The sequence below is a fragment of the Pseudomonas sp. Bc-h genome, assembly GCF_002080045.1.
Taxonomy (GTDB): Bacteria; Pseudomonadota; Gammaproteobacteria; order Pseudomonadales; family Pseudomonadaceae; genus Aquipseudomonas.
The window spans coordinates 312,732-330,930 of the sequence record NZ_MUIN01000002.1; the positions used below are offsets into that span (position 1 = coordinate 312,732).

At 57.0% G+C, this 18,199-nt stretch carries 15 protein-coding genes and 3 pseudogenes; 10 read left to right on the forward strand and 8 right to left on the reverse strand.

Annotated elements, in window-relative coordinates:
• Nucleotides 1-28: 28 nt before the first annotated feature.
• Nucleotides 29-575 (reverse strand): annotated as a pseudogene (locus BWR59_RS03560) (disulfide bond formation protein B).
• 153 nt (nt 576-728) lie between these two features.
• Between BWR59_RS03560 and BWR59_RS03565 the strand changes: the two are divergent.
• The 3 genes from BWR59_RS03565 to BWR59_RS03580 all read left to right on the forward strand — a co-directional run bounded on the left by BWR59_RS03565 (nt 729) and on the right by BWR59_RS03580 (nt 4,481).
• A complete protein-coding gene (locus BWR59_RS03565) occupies nt 729-1,361 on the forward strand; it encodes a TetR/AcrR family transcriptional regulator (RefSeq protein WP_081564255.1) in 633 nt (210 codons plus the stop codon).
• Nucleotides 1,362-1,657: 296 nt separating this feature from the next.
• A complete protein-coding gene (locus BWR59_RS32600) occupies nt 1,658-3,520 on the forward strand; it encodes an NAD(P)-binding domain-containing protein (protein WP_218191141.1) in 1,863 nt (620 codons plus the stop codon).
• Nucleotides 3,521-3,623: 103 nt separating this feature from the next.
• Nucleotides 3,624-4,481 carry an oxidoreductase gene (locus BWR59_RS03580; RefSeq protein ID WP_143490750.1) on the forward strand — a complete coding sequence of 286 codons (858 nt, stop codon included), beginning with the start codon at nt 3,624-3,626 and terminating at the stop codon, nt 4,479-4,481.
• Nucleotides 4,482-4,521: 40 nt separating this feature from the next.
• Here the strand turns inward: BWR59_RS03580 and BWR59_RS03585 are convergent, their stop codons facing one another.
• Together BWR59_RS03585 and BWR59_RS31875 are read right to left on the reverse strand one after the other, a co-directional pair.
• Nucleotides 4,522-4,944, reverse strand: a complete 423-nt coding sequence (locus BWR59_RS03585; protein ID WP_081564256.1) for an HD domain-containing protein — start codon at nt 4,942-4,944, stop codon at nt 4,522-4,524.
• A 120-nt stretch (nt 4,945-5,064) separates the two neighbouring features.
• A complete protein-coding gene (locus tag BWR59_RS31875) occupies nt 5,065-5,331 on the reverse strand; it encodes a hypothetical protein (protein ID WP_143490751.1) in 267 nt (88 codons plus the stop codon).
• 239 nt (nt 5,332-5,570) lie between these two features.
• Between BWR59_RS31875 and BWR59_RS32755 the strand changes: the two are divergent.
• From BWR59_RS32755 to BWR59_RS03605, 3 genes and pseudogenes are all read left to right on the forward strand, one after another.
• A pseudogene (locus BWR59_RS32755) lies at nt 5,571-6,572 on the forward strand (MFS transporter); the annotation flags it as partial.
• Between the two features lie 79 nt (nt 6,573-6,651).
• A complete protein-coding gene (locus BWR59_RS03600) occupies nt 6,652-7,359 on the forward strand; it encodes an SDR family oxidoreductase (protein WP_081564259.1) in 708 nt (235 codons plus the stop codon).
• Between the two features lie 62 nt (nt 7,360-7,421).
• Nucleotides 7,422-8,021, forward strand: a complete 600-nt coding sequence (locus tag BWR59_RS03605) for an NADPH-dependent F420 reductase (RefSeq protein ID WP_081564260.1) — start codon at nt 7,422-7,424, stop codon at nt 8,019-8,021.
• Nucleotides 8,022-8,393: 372 nt separating this feature from the next.
• On the opposite strand, the pseudogene BWR59_RS03610 reads toward BWR59_RS03605, so the two are convergent.
• Nucleotides 8,394-9,337 (reverse strand): annotated as a pseudogene (locus BWR59_RS03610) (AraC family transcriptional regulator).
• Nucleotides 9,338-9,530: 193 nt separating this feature from the next.
• Here BWR59_RS03610 and BWR59_RS03615 point away from each other — a divergent pair.
• The gene (locus BWR59_RS03615) at nt 9,531-10,295 is read left to right on the forward strand and encodes an SDR family oxidoreductase (protein WP_081564261.1); all 765 of its coding nucleotides are present in this window, start codon (nt 9,531-9,533) and stop codon (nt 10,293-10,295) included.
• A gap of 257 nt (nt 10,296-10,552) precedes the next feature.
• Nucleotides 10,553-10,756, forward strand: a complete 204-nt coding sequence (locus tag BWR59_RS03620; RefSeq protein ID WP_081564262.1) for a hypothetical protein — start codon at nt 10,553-10,555, stop codon at nt 10,754-10,756.
• An 81-nt stretch (nt 10,757-10,837) separates the two neighbouring features.
• Here BWR59_RS03620 and BWR59_RS03625 read toward each other — a convergent pair whose 3' ends face one another.
• From BWR59_RS03625 to BWR59_RS03640, 4 genes are all read right to left on the reverse strand, one after another.
• Nucleotides 10,838-11,644, reverse strand: a complete 807-nt coding sequence (locus tag BWR59_RS03625) for an alpha/beta hydrolase (RefSeq protein ID WP_081564263.1) — start codon at nt 11,642-11,644, stop codon at nt 10,838-10,840.
• A gap of 342 nt (nt 11,645-11,986) precedes the next feature.
• Nucleotides 11,987-14,797 (reverse strand): DNA ligase D, encoded by a 2,811-nt coding sequence (gene ligD / locus BWR59_RS03630; RefSeq protein WP_081564264.1) that lies wholly within the window; start codon nt 14,795-14,797, stop codon nt 11,987-11,989.
• 649 nt (nt 14,798-15,446) lie between these two features.
• On the reverse strand, nt 15,447-15,656 hold the full coding sequence (locus BWR59_RS03635; RefSeq protein WP_081564265.1) for a hypothetical protein: 210 nt from the start codon (nt 15,654-15,656) through the stop codon (nt 15,447-15,449).
• 203 nt (nt 15,657-15,859) lie between these two features.
• Complete coding sequence (locus BWR59_RS03640; RefSeq protein WP_143490752.1) at nt 15,860-16,237, reverse strand: hypothetical protein; 378 nt, start codon at nt 16,235-16,237, stop codon at nt 15,860-15,862.
• A gap of 748 nt (nt 16,238-16,985) precedes the next feature.
• On the opposite strand from BWR59_RS03640, the gene BWR59_RS03645 reads away from it, so the two are divergent.
• Together BWR59_RS03645 and BWR59_RS03650 are read left to right on the forward strand one after the other, a co-directional pair.
• Nucleotides 16,986-17,228: a hypothetical protein gene (locus tag BWR59_RS03645; RefSeq protein ID WP_081564267.1), complete on the forward strand. Its 243-nt coding sequence runs from the start codon at nt 16,986-16,988 to the stop codon at nt 17,226-17,228.
• Between the two features lie 94 nt (nt 17,229-17,322).
• The gene (locus BWR59_RS03650; RefSeq protein WP_081564268.1) at nt 17,323-18,120 is read left to right on the forward strand and encodes an OBAP family protein; all 798 of its coding nucleotides are present in this window, start codon (nt 17,323-17,325) and stop codon (nt 18,118-18,120) included.
• The last annotated feature ends 79 nt before the right edge of the window (nt 18,121-18,199 follow it).

The window sequence follows — 18,199 nt, forward strand, 5'->3', positions numbered from 1 at the left end:
TTTAAATGCTGATAGAAACTGCCGATGCTCAGCTTCGTCCGGAAAGCCATCTGCCCTGCGTAACGCGATTCGGCTTCATTCGGTTCTGAATCACGCCTAGGTGGAACCAGAATCAATGTCGAAACAACTGCTATCAATGCCCACTGTGCGAGTGAAAGTCCCAGGTTTGGCGGATGGGGGGTCTTGCAGAAGCCTGCCACCTGAAAACCCAAGGGAAAAAGCGATGCGAGAGGTAAGCCATCTACGATTGGTTGCATTACATCAATTCCGCAGCTTTTGGTTGGATGGATCTGAATCCAAAGATGACGACCTGCTGCGACCACTCCGGCAATGGCGCTTACGGCGACTAATCCTTCACATATGCTCAAACGAAAGCGGTCATTCATGCTCGCACCGATGAGCGCGAAGATGGCGATGAACAGCAGCGCGTAGCGTTGCAGGATACATAAAGGGCACGGCGCTTGCCCCATAACCACCTGGATATACACCGCCCCACCGATCAACGCGAGACATGTGAGGCCCAGCACAACCAGGGCCTGCCTCTCGCGCCGGGGGTAAAACGTTTCGTCATTCATGTCCATAGCCCTCGAATAAAGTGTCCTTGGACATCGACGATCCGCCTACTCGGCGCCGTCATGTACTGATCGATATAAACATGAGCGTCGGCATTAGGCTGGTCAATGATTTATGTATCGAATAGTATTTAAGCATTTCGAGGGGAGGTACACATGGCACAGATGGGACGGCCGCGCACTTTTGACCGTGATGCAGCGATCACCCAAGCAATGCATCTGTTCTGGGAACACGGCTATGACGCAACATCGCTCAGCCAACTCAAGGCGAACATCGGCACCGGTATTACCGCTCCCAGCTTTTATGCGGCCTTTGGCTCAAAGCAGGCGCTTTTCGAGGAAGTGATGGAGCGCTATCTGGATACTCACGGCAGGGTGACGGATAGCCTTTTCAATACGACACTCGCTCCCAGAGAGGCCATCGAACTCACGCTGCGGAACTCGGCAAGGATGCAGTGCGAGTCCGGTCATCCCAAAGGCTGCCTGGTGGCGCTCGGCTTGTTGAGTACCTGTTCCGATGAGAGTAAGGCGATTTCCGCGCCCCTCGCGCATGCCCGATCCGTGAACCGCGCAGGGATTGTGGCATGCATTGAACGCGCAATTACCGCTGGTGAGCTATCAGCGACTGTCGTGCCAAATGTGTTAGGAACGGCTTTCGACAGCTTCCTGCTGGGCATATCGGTACTGGCCCGGGATGGCATTGCTTACGAGCAGATAGATGCGGCCGTAACGCAAATAATGGGTTTGTGGGATGCCGCGCGTGTTCCAGCTCTGGCTCGTCAGAAATAGAGCCCCTTCCTTGAACAGCCGTTAGACCAATAAGCCAGCGTTTACCCTACGACGGCGATTTTCACGAGCACTGGCAGCCTGCACATTCGTCGCATGGCTGCCCCGCGCCGCTCGGCAGCATTGCCCAGCGGGCCGCTACAGCAATGGCCTAAAACGCCCTCATCGCACTTCAGTACATGACTCCGTCCGTACAAATATGAACGACGAGATTGCAGCAATGGCAGTCCCGTAGCCATTCCCTAACCCACATACTGGGCCGAATGCACATTGCGTTAAACCGTAGCGGAGACCCCAACATGAAAATCGGTTTTATCGGGACAGGGAGCATGGGCCGGGCCATGATCCCGTTGCTTGTCAAGGCAGGCCACCGTGTATCAGCCTGGAACCGCAACCCTGAGGCGTTGGCTGGCTTGGAGGGGGTACGTGCACTCGCATCTGCGCAGGCCGCTTTCCAGGAAGACGTGGTGATCAGTATGCTGGCCGATGATCTTGCCGTTCGCGAAGTGCTGCTGTCGTCCAGAGCGCTAGAAGACGCCGACAAAGCGTGTGTTCACATTGTGATGTCGACCCTCTCTCCCCTGCTCATCGAAGAGCTGCAAGCCGTTCACCATGAGTTGAGTATTCCGCTGGTCGCAGCGCCCGTTTTCGGCATACCGGCGGTGGCGGCCAGAGGTGAAATGAACATTGTGGTTGCCGGATCGCGCGCGGCAATCGCAACCGTCCAACCCATCTTCGACGTGCTGGGGAAAAAGACCTGGTTCATGGGGGATTCACCTGTTCACGCTTGTATCGCCAAGATCGCGGGCAACATGATGATCACCCACGCCATCCAGTCGCTGGGCGAAGCCAGCGTGCTGGCTGAGCGTTACGGGCTGAGCCCGGCCACGTTCATCGAACTCATGACCCAAACCCAGTTGGCCTCCTCCAGCTATCAGCGCTATGGGCAGAACATCGTCAACGGCATGTTTGAACCGGGCTTCAAACTGTCTCTGGGTCTTAAAGACATCAACTTGGCCATCCAGGCGGCCCACGCCAAAAATTTGGGACTGCCAGCCGCCGACGCGGTGCGATCGAAAATGAAAGCCGCTGTCGCGCAAGGATGTGGGCATAAGGACTGGTCGAGGTTTGCCACCCAAACCGTCACCCGCTCGGCGGATCCGTCCGATCAACCCTGGCGCACTGGCCCAGTAACACGTTCTCGACGGGGCAGTTTCTGGCTCACCGGCCCTCGGGTGAAGCAGGATGGCAGGCATTATCAGAAAGGCCCTATGTACGTGGCCTGGGAATCTCCTGAGTTCATCACCCAGCCCTACCCTGTCGTGCTGGTGCACGGCGGCACGCTGCAGGGCACCGAATGGCTGGACACCCCTGACGGTCGGCCGGGTTGGGCGCAACGTTTTGTGGAAGCAGGTTTTGTGGTGTTCCGCGTGGACCGGCCTGGCCACGGACGCTCGCCCTACCACCCTGACATTATGGGACCAACGGGTCCTGCGTTTTCTTATGAGCGTGCGCGCGAGGTGTACTTCCCTGAAGGCGGCGGTGAGACCCAATGGCCTTTTGAGCTGGACGACGAAGCCGCTTTCGATGCCTTCATCGCGGCATACGGCCCGATGCCCGTCGACCTTGCTGCGTCTCAGACATTGGACGCAGACCGGCTGGCTCAACTACTGGACAAGATCGGCAAAGCCATCATCGTGACGCACTCCGCGTCAGGCCCCAGTGGCTGGCTGATCGCCGATCACCGTCCCGACCTTGTCGCAGCCATCGTGGCGGTGGAACCCATGGGCCCGGTGTTCGGCCACACGCCTGGAATCGGGACACTGGAATGGGGCCTGACAGCGGCACCGATCACGTTCGATCCCCCTCATGACACCCCCGACCAGGTCCGCCAAGCCGACCCTTATTCCTTGAGAATCCCTGGATTGCAAGGAGTGCCGGTGGCGTTATTGACAGGTGAAACCTCTAAATTCGCTTCTTTCGCCTCCAGCATTATTCCGTTTCTGCAGAACGCAGGAGCCTTGGTGAACCACCTCGATCTGCCCGCACTGGGCATTCATGGCAATGGGCACGGGTTGATCTATGAGCGCAATTCCGACGAGCTCTTCGGGATCGTCGTGCAGTGGCTAGACACGGCAATTGGCACCACTGATCCGATGTGAAGTATTGAGAGGTCGGCAATCGAACACTCCCGACCATTTAAATAGCGCATATGCCGCCTCGACGGTGGGCACATGCGCCTCAAAGCTTATGAGGAAGAATCTGATGATTAAAACCTGGTTGATTACGGGCTGCTCCAATGGCTTGGGTCGTGCCCTCGCCGAAGCAGTGCTTGGCCATGGCGATCAATTGGTCGCGACAGCCCGCAATGCCGACATGCTTCGAGACTTTGAACATCGCTATCCAGAACAGGTGCGAATCGCTGAACTCGACGTCACCCACCCCGAAACAGCCCTGCGAGCGGTGGCCATCGCGCAGGAGGCTTTCGGGGGCCTGGACGTGCTGGTCAACAACGCCGGATACGGCATGATTGGTGCGATTGAAGAAGGATCGGCGGCCGAATACCGCCCGTTATTCGAAACCAACGTGTTCGGGCTGATTGAAGTGACTAGAGCTGCGCTGCCCGCGCTGAGGCGCCGAGGCGGACGGATCGTCAACGTATCTTCTGGTGCCGGTATCTCCGGCTCTGCCGGGTATGGCTATTACAATGCGAGCAAGTTCGCGGTGGAGGGACTTTCCGAAGCTCTAGCGCAAGAAGTGAGCCCATTGGGCATCGCTGTCATCATCGCCAAGCCGGGGCCTTTCCGTACGGCGTTCCTTGGACGCTCAGTCGTGCTGGCGGCTCAGGAGCTACCGGCCTACGCCCAGACCGCAGGGATGAAACGCCAATACAGTAAGCGCAACGACGGTCTACAGAAAGGCGATCCTGCCAAGGCCGCAGCCGTCATTCTCAAGGCGGTTAACAGTGATCAACCGCCGCTGCATTTGCCTGTCGGAGCCGTGGTGTTCGACATCATCGACAACAAAATCGCCACGCTCAAGCACGATGCTGACGCATGGCGTGGCGTGGCAAGCCACACGGATTTTGAGCCCGCGCCTTATTTCGAGACGCCCATTAATTAATCAACACGCTCAAGCCTGAGGGCCGGCCACGTTCATCGGTTTATGCATTGGCGTGGAGGTGGCTGAGTTCTCGACAATTAAACGTATCCCGCGGGGGCGACTGGCTATGGGCACCATGACCAGAGTGCGGACAAGCGTCGGCGCATAGTTGGCCGAACAAACGGTGCGCCGCTTCAACTTCCAATCGGGCTTGCTCTTCGCTGGACGATGTCCCACGAGTGGGAAAGTCGCCAACATCGATCTCGACCATGTCATGCATTAACAGCATCCGGATGATCCGATTGGGATCTACCTGGCCAATGGCATATTCACTCAAGATCAGGTCGTACATCGCCAGATGCAAGGAGTGCTCGGCGGAGTTTTCCTTGCGGCTCTTATCCAACAGCGGGGATTGTCGTATGACACGCTTCAGGCGGTCGATTTCCCTGAGGAAACTCAGCTGTTTTTCCAATGCGGTCAGCATGTGATCTCCCAGCCCATTGTTGCTCATCAAATGAAGAGCGTGGCGAAGTATCAACCTTTTTCAGCCGTGACACGGAGAATTACGACAGATCAACTCGTCATGGACACCGAGCCCAGACCATCAAAAATCATCACAGGTCAACAGTTTTGCGACTCGGGTAGCATCGCTGACCTGCTCGGCGTCCAGATAACCATCCACAACGGCGCCAAGCTGAGCATAGTGTTCGCGGGTACGCTGATAATATTCGCGCTCTGGATCAGGCTCGGATGCGACATAGCCGATACGTGGTCGAGTGCGCCCTATCAGCCCCATGAGACGCTGATCCATGGCGTCATTGATGCCTGCATTCTGGTCGCTGTAAAGCGCAAGCTTTCGATGTTTGGCCATGTCCGCTTCGTTGGGCTTCGTTGGTCAGGGATGATTGATAGGATCGGGGCTATGGCGTGCGTAGGCCCGCGTGACTAACCGCCTGTGCTGCTTTCTCCACAGCGATTCAACAATTTGTCAACGCAGCATCAGCCCACCGACTCAAGCGTCAGACCGCCTGTATACGGCAACGCTGGATAAAAACCGGTGGTCCCGAACTTGCACCTCATAGCCGAGCAAATCACGGACCAGATACCGCTATGGGCAGAGCTTTCTTCATCAACCGCAGTTTCCTGCTGCTGTGGCTTGGCCAGGCGTTCTCCTCGTTTGGTGAGTTTCTCGTTGGGTCCGTCGTCACGGTGTGGCTGGTCAGCGATCTGCTCAACCGCGACCCCGGCTTGCCTGTCGCGCTCGGGCTGGTGGCGGCAGCCAGCACGTTGCCGAGGATCTTCATCGCGCCGCTCGCGGGCGCCTGGATTGATAGCGCTCGCCCCGTGCGCGTCATGTTGGCTGCCGATGGCGTGCGGATCCTCGCGGCGGCGATGTTCATGGCCGTCGATAGCTGGGCAGGCCTTAAGCCTTGGGAGAGCGTGTTCAGCGTCAGCCTGTTGCTGTTGATCAACGCCACTGCTGCGCAATTCTTCAACCCGGCGCGCGCCTGCATCATGCAGGTCGCCATCCCTGATGGTCGTCGAGTCGAAGCCTCTGCCAAAGCGATGTTTTCGCTGACCGGCGTCGCGATCCTCAGCGCCGCGCTGGGCCCTTTGCTGTTCGGCTGGGGTGGCATAATGTCAGCCATGGCCTTGGCCATACTGGGGCTGGCGGGATCAGGGTTATGCGTCGTCCTCACCGCAGGCTTGCCCGGCCGGGTTGAATCAGAGGCATCCTCGGAGTCTTACTGGCGCTCGCTGGTGTCGGGCATCCGCCTGGCATGGACCCACCGCACCATCCGCCTGATGATGATCGGCACCGCGCTCTACGGTATTTCACTGGGGATCAACAACCCGGTTCTGCCGCTGTTTGGCATGCAGACCTTACAGCTGGAGCCTGCTGATTACGGGGTGCTGATGGCGATGTTCCCGCTAGGCGGATTGTCCGCGACGCTGCTCAGCCCCTGGCTGTCCAAAAGGCTGCGCGCGGAGGCCCTCACGTGCGGCGCGCTGTTTGCGCTGGGTCTGTCCAACCTTGCGTACGCCCTCTCCCGAGGGGACTACGTGCCCCTGCTGACGATGTACCTCTCGGGGCTGTGTTTCGCCACCTATGTCGTAGCGCAGGGCCCGGTCCTGCAACGACACGTACCCGCAGGTTTCATGGGGCGACAGACTCAATGGCAAGACTGCCGTGATCACCGGCGGCGCTACCGGTATTGGCCGCGCTGCGGCGAAGCGTTTTATCGAGGAAGGCGCTTTTGTCTTCATCTTCGGCCGCCGGCAGCAGGCGCTGGATGCCGCAGTGGCAGAGCTGGGGCCCAATGCCCGGGCGGTGAAAGGCTCAGTTTCCAATGAGGCAGATCTTGACCGGCTCTACGCAGCGGTGAAAGCCGAACGCGGAACGCTCGACATAGTCTTCGCCAATGCCGGCGCTGGCAGCCCACTGCCGCTTGGCCAGATCACCGCCGAGCACATTGATGAAGCCTTTGATACCAACGTAAAGGGGACAATCTTCACGGTTCAGCAAGCGCTGCCGCTGATGGGCGCAGGCAGTTCGATCATCCTCACCGGATCGAGCGCTGGCACGACGGGTGCCCCGGGATTTACTGCCTATAGCGCAAGCAAGGCAGCCGTGCGCAATCTCGCTCGGACTTGGGCGGAGGATCTGAAGGGCACGGGCATCCGCGTCAATGTGCTCTCGCCTGGCGCGACAGCGACCGAGCTGGCCAAGGAAGCGTTGGGAGAAGAAGGTCAGAAGGCCTACGGTGCTATGACTCCGCTCCAGCGCATGGCTGAGCCGGCGGAAATTGGGGCGGTGGCTGCCTTTCTCGCGTCGTCAGACAGCAGCTTCATGACCGCCAGCGAAGTCGCCGTCGACGGCGGCCTGGCACAACTTTAAACCGCTGCGCCCGACCTCCTTACCATCATTCGTCGGGCGCGGTAAATCCGAAAGGAAATAGTATGAGCTACGCAATTATCGGCTTCGGCAAAATCGGCCAGGCCCTGGCAAAGGCGTTTGCCCGCAAAGGCATCAACGTAGCCGTGGCAGCCACTCGCAGTCCAGATAGCCTTGCAGCCGATGCGGCCGCTATTGGCCCTACGATCATTCCAAAAACGCTGACCGACGCCGTCAGCGCGGACATCATCTTTCTTGCCGTACGTTTTGAGTCCCACCTGGATGTCGCGAAGGCGCTGCCAACCTGGAAGGGAAAGACCGTCATTGATGTGACCAATGCATACGGCGTATCGCCTGAAGAGTTGGGTGGTGAGCCCTCGTCCAAGGCCGTCGCTCGGGCGTTTACAGGCGCAAGATTGGTCAAGGGCTTCAATCATTTGGGCTCAAATGTCCTTGAACAGGATCCGACTGTGCAGGGTGGTAGAAGAGTCGTCTTTTTAGCCAGCGACGATGACGCTGCCGCAGAGGAAATCGGTTCACTTGCAGAAGCTCTTGGTTTCGCACCGATCAACCTGGGAGGACTTTCGGCGGGTGGGCTGCTTGTGCAAGCGCGGGGCAATAGCTGGGGCCCGTTGATCTTCAAGGATCTGGTCAACCAAAACTGAGCAATGGATTCGATTCTGCTCGTGAGGAATACGATCGACAGCAGTTGATAAATGACCTCAGCGTCGCGATTGACTGCTGTCGGCCAGATAGACAATCGTGACGCGGAGATTTCGAGGTTTATTCGTCAGAACGAAGTGACGGCATTCGCTTGCCGTCTGCTCATTTGTTTCCCTACGGAAGATACACCCGCCCTCACGGAATAGTGCCTTCACATATTTGATGACCTGTGCCGGGCTGCGCTCTATTGTTGGAAGAGCTTCGAGCCTGGGCGCACGTACGGGCGCTAATCGTGCTCCGTGTCCAACATCACAATGGTTAAGCAGCATGGGAGCGGTAGCGAATCTAGCGCAGAACATTTGACGGGACGGCACTCACGCGCCACGAAACTCGCTGGGCGTCACGCCCACCTCGCGACGAAATACTGGGAGAAGTGACTGGGGCTTGAGTAGCCGACCTCCAGCCCAACATCGATGATACTAAGCCGTGTCTCCAGCAACAGGTGTCGTGCGCGAACCATGCGCATGCGGATGAAGTACTGAGAAGGCGACAATCCCGTTGCGCGCTTGAACATGCGGCTGAAGTGGTACTCACTCAGCTCGGCAAGCTTGGCCAGCTTTGCCAGGCTGAATTGAACACCCAGCTGCGCGTTCATGGCGTCAGTGACTTTGCGCAGCTTGTAGGCCTGTAACGCATTGACTCGACGCCCAGGCTGAATGTCGGCGACATAGCTGCGCACGAGATGCACTGCCAACGCTTGTGCCAGCGAACGAATGAACAGCGCGCTGGGCAAGCGCTCCTCGCCCCATTCAGTACGCAATTGCTCCATGACGAACGCAACCCGCCCGTCCCGTGCACCTGAAACATCGCGTAAGCGCAGTGGCCCTGCGTGCTGCCCCAGCAGCTCTCTCGAAGCTTGCTCGATCAGCGGTAATCCCAGATACAGGTGCATGACTTCGAACGTATCGTCCCCGTGAGTCTGCCAGCGCATCTCATACGGCTCCTCGGAGCTGGTTAGAAAAAAATCGCCAGCACTGACCTCTACCGCTTTCCACTCCCCGCCCGGTACGCGCTCCTCTACCCTCGCCGCCCCCGCCAGAACCAGGACGAGCAGCGGTTCCACAACGGCAGGTACGAGAATGGGCGCAATCACGCTGCGGTGGCTGAACAGTTGAATCGCAATGTCCCTGATCTCCGGGTGCGGTGATAACACCTGCAACTGGCCTGGCAGGTAGTCACGCATCGACTCCCCTGTGATGCGCAAATCCTTGAAGGATGTCGACATCTGTTCCAGGGACACTCGCCCGCTATTTGCCATTAACACCTCCTTTCCATATTCGGCGGGCAAAGCCAAACCTGCTTCCACATTGGGCGCAGGACCCCGACAGCGTAGGCAATCTCCCGAAAGCGGGCTTCGGCTCGCTACGAGACAGTAGGCCCCTCGCCGATGACTGCGCATTACTGGCGCCGACACGGCTTTTCCCTACTGAATCACAACACTGGAGAACATCATGACCGGTTTCAAGAACAGAACACCAAACGAAGTGGCAGGTAAAGTCGCTCTAGTCACTGGCGCGGCCAGTGGGATTGGCAAGGCCATCGCGCTGCTGCTGCATGCCCGAGGGGCCAAGGTCATCGCCGAAGATATCAACCCTGACGTGAAGGCGCTGGCCCGCCCTGGACTGGTACCGCTGGTGGCCGACATCACTGAGGACGGTGCCGCCGAGCGTGCGGTGGCATTGGCCGTTGAGCATTTCGGCCGGCTGGACATCCTGGTCAACAACGCGGGCATCATCATCAACAAGCTGGTGATTGACATGACCCGCGAGGACTGGGAACGCATTCAGACGGTCAATGCCACGGCGGCATTCCTGCATAGCCGCGAAGCGGTCAAAGCGATGATCCCTAACAAATCCGGTTCGATCGTCAACATCGCGTCCTATGCGTCGTACTTCGCCTTTCCAACCATTGCCGCCTACACCGCATCAAAAGGCGCGCTTGCTCAACTGACGCGCACTCTCGCACTTGAGGTCATTGGCCACGGCATCCGCGTCAATGCTGTTGGTGTGGGGGATGTAGTCACAAACATCCTCAACAATGTGGTCGACGATGGCCCCGCATTCCTCGCCACACATGGCGAAGCAGCTCCGATCGGCCGCGCCGCACAACCGGAAAAAATCGCTGAGGTGGTCGCCTTCATCGCCTCCGATCGTGCCAGCTTCTTGGTAGGTTCGGTTGTCATGGCGGATGGCGGCATGACCGTCACGGCTGGCTGAGCCACCGCGGGACGGAGTCGCCTGGCACTACTCCGCTCGGCTACGTACAACGGATGCAAACACAGGCCACGGCAGCTGGAACGAATTCCGCGCCGCGTCAGCAACGGCGCGTTGCAAGCCTACGGGTATGCCGGAGGCCATCGAATCGATAACGTCCGCCGAGTGCCTTTGGTGCCGGTGCGGTGCCTGGGGGGCAATCGGCGGCAGTGCTGGGTTGCAGGCTGGCAACTTGGCGAAATAGACCATCAGGAATCAACATGGACACTCTAGCGCTAAAACAAACCGCCGCGGAACTGCGGAGGCAACCTGAAATTTATAAAGAAAAAGAACCGGCAGCACGAGCCCTATACGCAGAGGTGGAAGATCTGATATCTGCCGCTGAGCGTGGAGAAATCAATACCGAGATTGAAGCGAGAGATATGCCAGGCCATCGGATTATTAATGAATCTGGTGGAAGATAAATATGGAAGTGCCAGGGGCACCGTGAGCGTAGGAAGTAGCCTTAGTGGCTATCCACTTCTCGGACGAGAGCTGGGTGTTCCTTACCTGCCAAAGGGGCTAATAGGCATGCTCTCTTCCTCATCGTGCTGCTGGGAAAGAAATTTGCGGATTAGTTCGGCGGTTCGCTTCGCGGCCGTGACCAGGAAAAAATGCCCCTCGCCCGCCAGGACGTGCACTTCGGCGCGGCGGATGGTACGGCGCAGTATACGAGCGTTGTAGGCCCGTACTAACGTATCGCGGTCTCCGGTAAGGATCAGCGTGCGTTGGCGCAGACGAGAGAGCCGCAGCAAGCTCGTCCAGCCGACCAAGGCGCTAAGCTGGTGGTAATAAGTCCGTGGATTAGCGGTGAGCATGCCTTTCACCACACCGAAACGCAGCAAGGCTTGTATCGAATTACGCGAGCCCTCTTTCGCGCGCGATGTAGGGCCTTTCCCTTTCCCAAAAAAATCAAGGATGTCTGCAGGCTTTACCAGCACGACTGGGCCGGCTGACGTAGCCGCGAGGATCAAACGACGCACCATCTTCGGGTAACGCAGGGCGAATTCTTGCGCAAGTGCACCGCCCCAACTAACCCCGAACACATCGACTTGGTCAAACCCCAATTGCTTGAGCATCTCGGCGATCAAATCGGCATGGCGCGGTAAACGCATGGGCCACCGAGGCATTTGTGAGTCGCCAACTCCGGGCACGTCCAACGTGATCGTTGTGTAGTCCGCGAGTCCGTCGCGCAGGGCGTTGAAGGTGCGGATCAAACCCCCAAGGCCGTTGAGTAAAAGCAAAGGCGAACCTTGACCGCTGATTGAAACGTTTACCTGAATATCCCTGATGGTAAGCCTATGCGTCTTCATGATTCCTCCCTTCGTCTCGTAATGCCCGTTCAGCACTGGACAACTGTCGTGCCCAGCGGTGTATGAAGGTTCAAAGACAACCCTTATCTGTTTCTGATCGCAAGGGCAGCCGACGGGAGCACGCTAGCGTCTGGCAAAGCTCTGTGCTGCAGTCTCGGCGGAAGCGCTCGATAGGTCTCTTCGGCGACGACACGTCCAACAAAGCTCTCCAATGGCATTAGCTGAAAAGTGTATTCCAGCCCTGCAGCTTCATAGAGAGTGTCGAGCCAGAAGAGAGGTGCAGACGGGCCGCTGGCGATTTACTGCGTGCAGTGGATGGGAAAGTTTTCATGATCTGCTCTCCTAACGTAATGCAAGCATTTCGCGCATTTCTTCGGTTATTTGCTGAGCAGTGCCCGCGTAGTCGGCCCAAGGGTCGTCTGCTCCCAACTCGGTAAGTCGCTCGTGCAGGTTATGAACGTTCCACACGTCGGCGCCTTTAAGCTCAAGGATCTCTTCACGGTAAATCGGCACCGAAACCGCCAAGCCTGGCCGCGCTCTGGCTGAATAGGCATTGACCGTCGTAGCGCCCTTACTGTTTCGTAAATAATCAACGAAGATCCTGCCTACTCGATTCTTGGGGCCGAGAACCGCAACAAACCTTTGAGGAATAAGCTTGGCCATGTATTTGACGATGGCTTGGCTGAAAGCTTTGACGTCGTCCCAGGAACCGCCAGGCGTGAGCGGGACAACCAGATGTATCCCTTTACCTCCGCTGGTTTTCAGAAATGCCTTGAGCCCTAACTCGTCGAGTACGGTTAGCGTCAGTTGAGTCGCTTCAACCATGCTTTTCCAAGGCAGCGCAGGATCCGGGTCCGTGTCAAGGACAAACCTGTCAGGGAGATTCAAGTCTGCCGTTGTGGCGTTCCACGAATGGAGTTCGACCGTGCTCAGCTGCACGGCACCGACCAATGCTTCGGCATTGTTGATCACCATCGCGGCTTTACCCGCTTCTGCTTTCGGTATCGCTGTGATGCCGGGGATCGAAAGCTTGTCGGCATTCTTCTGAAAGAACAGTTCGCCACCAATACCTTCGGGTGCGCGAACCAGCGCCACTGGACGATCTGCAAGATGAGGGAGTAACCAAGGAGACACCTGCGCGTAGTACTGTGCAAGTTGCATCTTCGTGGTGCTGCTCGATGCGTCAATGATTCGATCAGGATGAGTAATGCGGATGCGACTCTGATCAGCCCCCTTCTTTGGCGCCTTCTCGCTTGAAGATGACTTTCGCGTGTTCGTCTTGGGTGCCGGCTGGGCTTTTTCTTCAGTGATTTCCCTGGTTGGCTTATCTGCGCGAAGCCCACGAAAAACCGCATGCCGCACTACCCCATCCTTGGTCATCTCTGCGTATGAAACCTCGGCAAGCAGGTTTGGTTCCAGCCAGTGAATGCCTCGGGCATCGGAGCCGGTCGGTGGGTTTTCAACAGGACAGGCATTGGTTTGCAGTGGGCGCAGCTGGGCCAGGATGGTCTTCAGAGTGGCCTCGGTAAAACCCGTGCCGACCTTGCCTGCGAACCTCAGCTCGCCACCGTCTTCGTTATTCAACCCAAGGAGCAAGGCGCCAAACCCACTCCGGCTGCCTTTGGGATCGCTGTACCCCACCACCACAAACTCATGTCGCTTCGAACACTTGAGTTTGATCCAGTCATCGCTGCGGCGCGAGACGTAAGGGCTGCCCGCCCTCTTGCCTATCAGTCCCTCCATCTGCATTGAGCAGGCGCTGTTCAATAAGGCGTCGGGAGACTCTTCAAAGTCATCCGAGAAACGCAACATGGAGTCGGTGTTCTCCGCCAGCAGCTGACGAAGCGCATCGCGACGGGCTTCAACCGGCACCTCGCGCAAATCGAAACCGTTGAGGTACGGTAGGTCAAACAGGTAATAAACAATGCCTGCGCTTTTCCCTGCATCGAATGCGTTTTGTAGAAGCTGGAAGTCAGGCACTCCGTTGTCATCAGGTATGACGATCTCACCATCGAGCCAAGCCGTCTCCAATCTCAACGTTGAAAGTGCTTTTGCTTGATGGGGCAGCTTTAATGTCCAGTCATGCCCGTTGCGAGTGAAAAGCTTCACTTCGCCATGATCGATCCTGGCGAGTAGGCGATACCCGTCAAACTTGATTTCGTAACGCCAATCGTCGCTCTGAGGAGATGTTTCCACCAGCGTTGCAAGCTCCGGTGAAAGCTTGTCGAACAGCTCAGCACGTTGACCTTGCTGTGCCTTCTTAGCCGCACGTGATACCGACGTCGGCGACTTGCCAGGCTTCTTCGCTTTGCCCTTTCCTCTCTGCTTCGCAATGATCGTTCGATCACTGAGCACGCTGTTTGGGAGATCCTCAACGATGTCGTATTCGGCCTCAGGCCGGGCACTCGAGTCCTGATGTTTGATCAAGAACCATTGTTCCTGCTTGCCGGGGATGTGGGTTCTCACCAGGTTCCATTGCCCGGCAAGTTTCTCTCCCTGGAGCTCGAATTTCAGACGGCCTTTTTGATAGCCCACAATCGGGTCGCCGATAGGCGTCCAGATACCACGATCCCAGACGATGACTTCCCCGGCACCATAATGCCCTTCCGGAATCGTCCCCTCGAACGTTGCGTAATCGAGTGGATGATCTTCGACATGAACCGCCAGTCGTTTCACCTTCGGATCCAGACACGGCCCCTTCGGAATCGCCCAGCTCTTCAGCGTACCTTCGAGTTCAAGCCTGAAATCGTAATGAAGGCGGGTCGCATCATGTTTTTGCACACAATATTGCAGCGCTTGGGCTTCTCGCTTTGCCCGGCCTTTGCCTGTCTTGGGGTTAGCCATACCCGTCGGTTCGGGGCTCGCATCGAAATCACGCATACGATTGTATTTTTCGAGCTCCGTGCGCCCCTGCGACTCAGAGTCAACGACACTCGCTTCGCTCGGTCGTGCCAGCGAATGGATCAAATCATCCAGTGGCAGATTTTGTCCATCAGCCTGAACTTGCATAGCCTGGATGCAGAGCGTACGCCGAAGATCTTCCAATGAAGCGCCCGCCTCTACCGCATCGTTTTCTGTCACACCTTTAACCGTCTCCAACACATCCGGATGAGTGCTCATGAAGACACAAATCGCCAACGTCTCGTCGTCCATTTCCGCGCTCCAATGCAGTTCATGAACAGTTGAGATGCCAGGAGAGGATGAGTTCCAACCTTCGTCGGCACTGAGTTGATGTAAGACGTGTGGCGCTGACGCAAGCGCGGCAATACCTCTGGATATCGGTCGCAGGTGTAAATTCGGTAAGCCGCATGGCGGCACCGCTCATGTGACCTCATCGCAGGCAAAGGGCACGTCATTCAGCGTCACGTTTCCTTTGACGAACTCCGAGCCCTTTGAAGGCCAGAACGCCCCCCAGGCATAGCCAAGGGCTTGCGGTCACACGTTTTTATAGGATCGATACGGGCCGTCGCAATAGACGACACATGCCCCATCTCGCTGAGTTCTTTGCACCAGCGCTTGTGAGCCTCATCCTGCCAATCCCACGCTGCCTCCCAGACGCCCTTCCCAACCCTTCGCTGTTTGGCTAACTCACAGATACATCGCAGCGACATCCGCAGATCATCTGTGGCTTCTATAAGATTGGATGCCTTTGAACGATTTGACATGACTCATGCGCTCCAATGCACGTTTCCCAAGCCGATGCCCGATGAATTGCGTTTGGCACTTGTCCTGCAGACGCCAGGACAGCCCAACACGGGCGAGGCCGGGTTTCATCCTGGGTGAAAAACTGCCAACTGAATGATCACGACGATTTTTTGAAATCGAGTGAGTTTGTAGCTTCATCAATCTCATCGATAGCCTGAGCGACGGCAGGCGAAACGTTGCTGGGAACGATCATCAGCAACTCTATAGCCCTATCGCGAAGCTCATCGATATCTACGTATAAGCTGCGCGCAGCGCAAAGTACCGCTTCTAGCGCTATCGAGAGCGCCAGCTCCCTACTTTCGCTCATAACGATCCCTCCCTGTGGAGCGGTTAGCCTAGCCTGCATTCGTCCGCAGGTCGGTGTACGAACGAGCCAGCTCCGGATGTTTGCTGTTCCTTTATCAAGGGCTCGACTCATGTCGCGCTGCGCCGCGGGGTATGGATAGGTCAGCCTTGACCATCGTGCAAGTTTTTACCGTCGAGCGGTCAGCCGGTTGGGCGGTGACGCGCTCAGATATTTCTCAGTGCACCTTCTTGCGAAACGCTATTGGCGAAGCAGCGTTGAGCATCCGGATCGTCAGCGTCCGAAACGAGGGTGGCTGCTGGTCGGCCAGGCGGCGAAAAAATATTGATTATGTGCGTTTCCTTAGCCTCGATTTCGATACGCGTCCCGTCCTCCAGATATAACGCTTGATCGGAATACTTCCCAGCGAGCTGTTGATGGTACGGGGGTGCGCTTAGGCACGTGCGCACGCCTCCGTCGGAGAAAATCTCGACGAACAGCTCTCCACCGGCATGCGGGCCCGCCCACAGCCCTTCAAGCGCCTTAGGAGGAGCGCTCGCTGAAATAGCATCGTAGTCCACAAGCGACAAATCACGGTCAGCCATACAACCTGACACCCACACAACGCTGCACACTAGCATCGCGGCTAGAGCCTTGTTTGGCGCAAGCTGTCCCGCTGCCCTTTCGGTAGTTTTGACGCACGCGAATACATTGCAATTCATTTGCCAACTTGCTCCCTCGCTATACACACAGAATGCTAGTTGTGAACAAAAAGAGAATCAAACGCTGCCGACGAATGTCGTGACGAAAATCTATACAAGATGAAGCCGCTGTACAGCTTTACGGATACTTATGTACTACTTCCTTCACGCCCACGCCTCACTCGCTTAGATATACCGCAAGGGATCGAGCCATCCAGGCGAGCATTCCGCCTGGCGCTTACTTCGCGTGATAATGAAGTAGTGTGAAGATATCGATAAGTGAAGTGGTAATGAGTAATCGTAGCAAACGTCAAATTGCGAGTATCCGCACAGTGTATGAATGGCATTTGGAAATGGCAGCAAGGTTGGAGCTCAACGGGAAATTTGAAGAGGCGTCTGTTCACCTGGCACGAGCGAAACTACTTGAGCCTGCGCTCAAACAAACTGATGAGCACTGCAAGTGCTAACACTGCACAAACACAACTCCGGCGCCTATTCAGCAGAAGCCGCCCTTGAACGTCTGTGTCATCAGGCGCCGCTTGTGAGGTGACCGATGACCCTGGAGGTCGCCGTCAGTCTTTCAAGTTGAACAACACGCTGGCGGGCGGATTCTCATAGGGACAGACCGGTATGTTGCCGGCAAGGAGGAATCATGAGCGTTGATACACAGCTTCAAGGTGGCACAGGTACAGACGATCCGGTTCCAGCATCGCCAGACCCGCTTTCCCCGGGCCGTACTGAGCTGAACCCGAGTGATCGTCCCGGCATCGACGAGCTTCCCGACAACGAAGGGCAAATTCCGCTTGAGCAAGATGATGATGCGCCGCTGCAAGAGGAGATGGCGGATGTCGACGTCGACAACGCAGAATTCGACGATAGTCCTAATCCACGCTAACTCGGGCTCATCGTGGCGTCCTTCAGGGACGCCACTCTCCGCCGATCGATGGGGTCTGCTCCGTCAGTCTACTCACAGCAAAGGAACCGCTGTCATGCCGAACTGCTTTCTTTCCCGGGTAACGTTGTCCGCCGCGTGCGGGTTGCTATGTGCCTGCGTAGCCAATACCAAATCCCCTGTTGACGCCCCGGGTAATCCGGAATCGACACAAACCCATGTTCTTGAGGCGGGTGCAGCCATGCTTCAGGCCAAACCTCCGATAGACGCCCTCAACGCCTATCTAGATGGTTTCCATTTCTATAACGGTCACCCTCAAGCCCAAATGGAGGCGCATCACTACTGCTCAATCCTCAACGAGGATGTGATCCAGTGCATGATCTTTGACGGCAATACCAACACGGCGAAAATCATGGGCGTCGAATACATCATCGACGAGAAATTATTCGCTTCACTTCCGGATACAGAAAAAGCGATGTGGCACAGCCATGGCTATGAGGTTTCGTCTGGACAATTGGTAGCGCCGGGAATACCTGGGCCTGCTGAACACGCACTGATGGAACGGTTGGCACACACCTACGGGAAGACTTGGCACACTTGGCATACGGATCAAGATAAGCGCCTGCCGCTTGGGGTGCCCCAACTGATGATGGGGTTCACCTCAGAGGGCCAGGCGGATCCAGCCATGGTAAAACAGCGCAACGACCGGATGGGCGTGGATACTACGACAATCAAAGCCCAACGTTCGGATATCCGCATTCCAACCCCAGATCCGAAGGCCAACGGCTGGCAATATGGGAAAGTCATCCAGATCAGCGATCCTACCGGGCAAAATATCCACTCTCACCCTGACGCACCGACCGCTCCCAAGCAAAACAGCCGTTCTAGCCAGTGACACCTGGCCGCCAGCCAGGCGTCGCGCGAAGCACCGCTTGAGGTGACTCATCAACGCTGCGACAGATTGTGCTGCGTCA

Coding starts and splice junctions, on each gene's coding strand:
- BWR59_RS03565 (WP_081564255.1), top strand. CDS start 729: ATGGCACAGATGGGACGGCCGCGCACTTTTGACCGTGATGCAGCGATC.
- BWR59_RS32600 (WP_218191141.1), top strand. CDS start 1,658: ATGAAAATCGGTTTTATCGGGACAGGGAGCATGGGCCGGGCCATGATC.
- BWR59_RS03580 (WP_143490750.1), top strand. CDS start 3,624: ATGATTAAAACCTGGTTGATTACGGGCTGCTCCAATGGCTTGGGTCGT.
- BWR59_RS03585 (WP_081564256.1), bottom strand. CDS start 4,944: ATGCTGACCGCATTGGAAAAACAGCTGAGTTTCCTCAGGGAAATCGAC.
- BWR59_RS31875 (WP_143490751.1), bottom strand. CDS start 5,331: ATGGCCAAACATCGAAAGCTTGCGCTTTACAGCGACCAGAATGCAGGC.
- BWR59_RS03605 (WP_081564260.1), top strand. CDS start 7,422: ATGAGCTACGCAATTATCGGCTTCGGCAAAATCGGCCAGGCCCTGGCA.
- BWR59_RS03615 (WP_081564261.1), top strand. CDS start 9,531: ATGACCGGTTTCAAGAACAGAACACCAAACGAAGTGGCAGGTAAAGTC.
- BWR59_RS03620 (WP_081564262.1), top strand. CDS start 10,553: ATGGACACTCTAGCGCTAAAACAAACCGCCGCGGAACTGCGGAGGCAA.
- BWR59_RS03625 (WP_081564263.1), bottom strand. CDS start 11,644: ATGAAGACGCATAGGCTTACCATCAGGGATATTCAGGTAAACGTTTCA.
- ligD (WP_081564264.1), bottom strand. CDS start 14,797: ATGGACGACGAGACGTTGGCGATTTGTGTCTTCATGAGCACTCATCCG.
- BWR59_RS03635 (WP_081564265.1), bottom strand. CDS start 15,656: ATGAGCGAAAGTAGGGAGCTGGCGCTCTCGATAGCGCTAGAAGCGGTA.
- BWR59_RS03640 (WP_143490752.1), bottom strand. CDS start 16,237: ATGGCTGACCGTGATTTGTCGCTTGTGGACTACGATGCTATTTCAGCG.
- BWR59_RS03645 (WP_081564267.1), top strand. CDS start 16,986: ATGAGCGTTGATACACAGCTTCAAGGTGGCACAGGTACAGACGATCCG.
- BWR59_RS03650 (WP_081564268.1), top strand. CDS start 17,323: ATGCCGAACTGCTTTCTTTCCCGGGTAACGTTGTCCGCCGCGTGCGGG.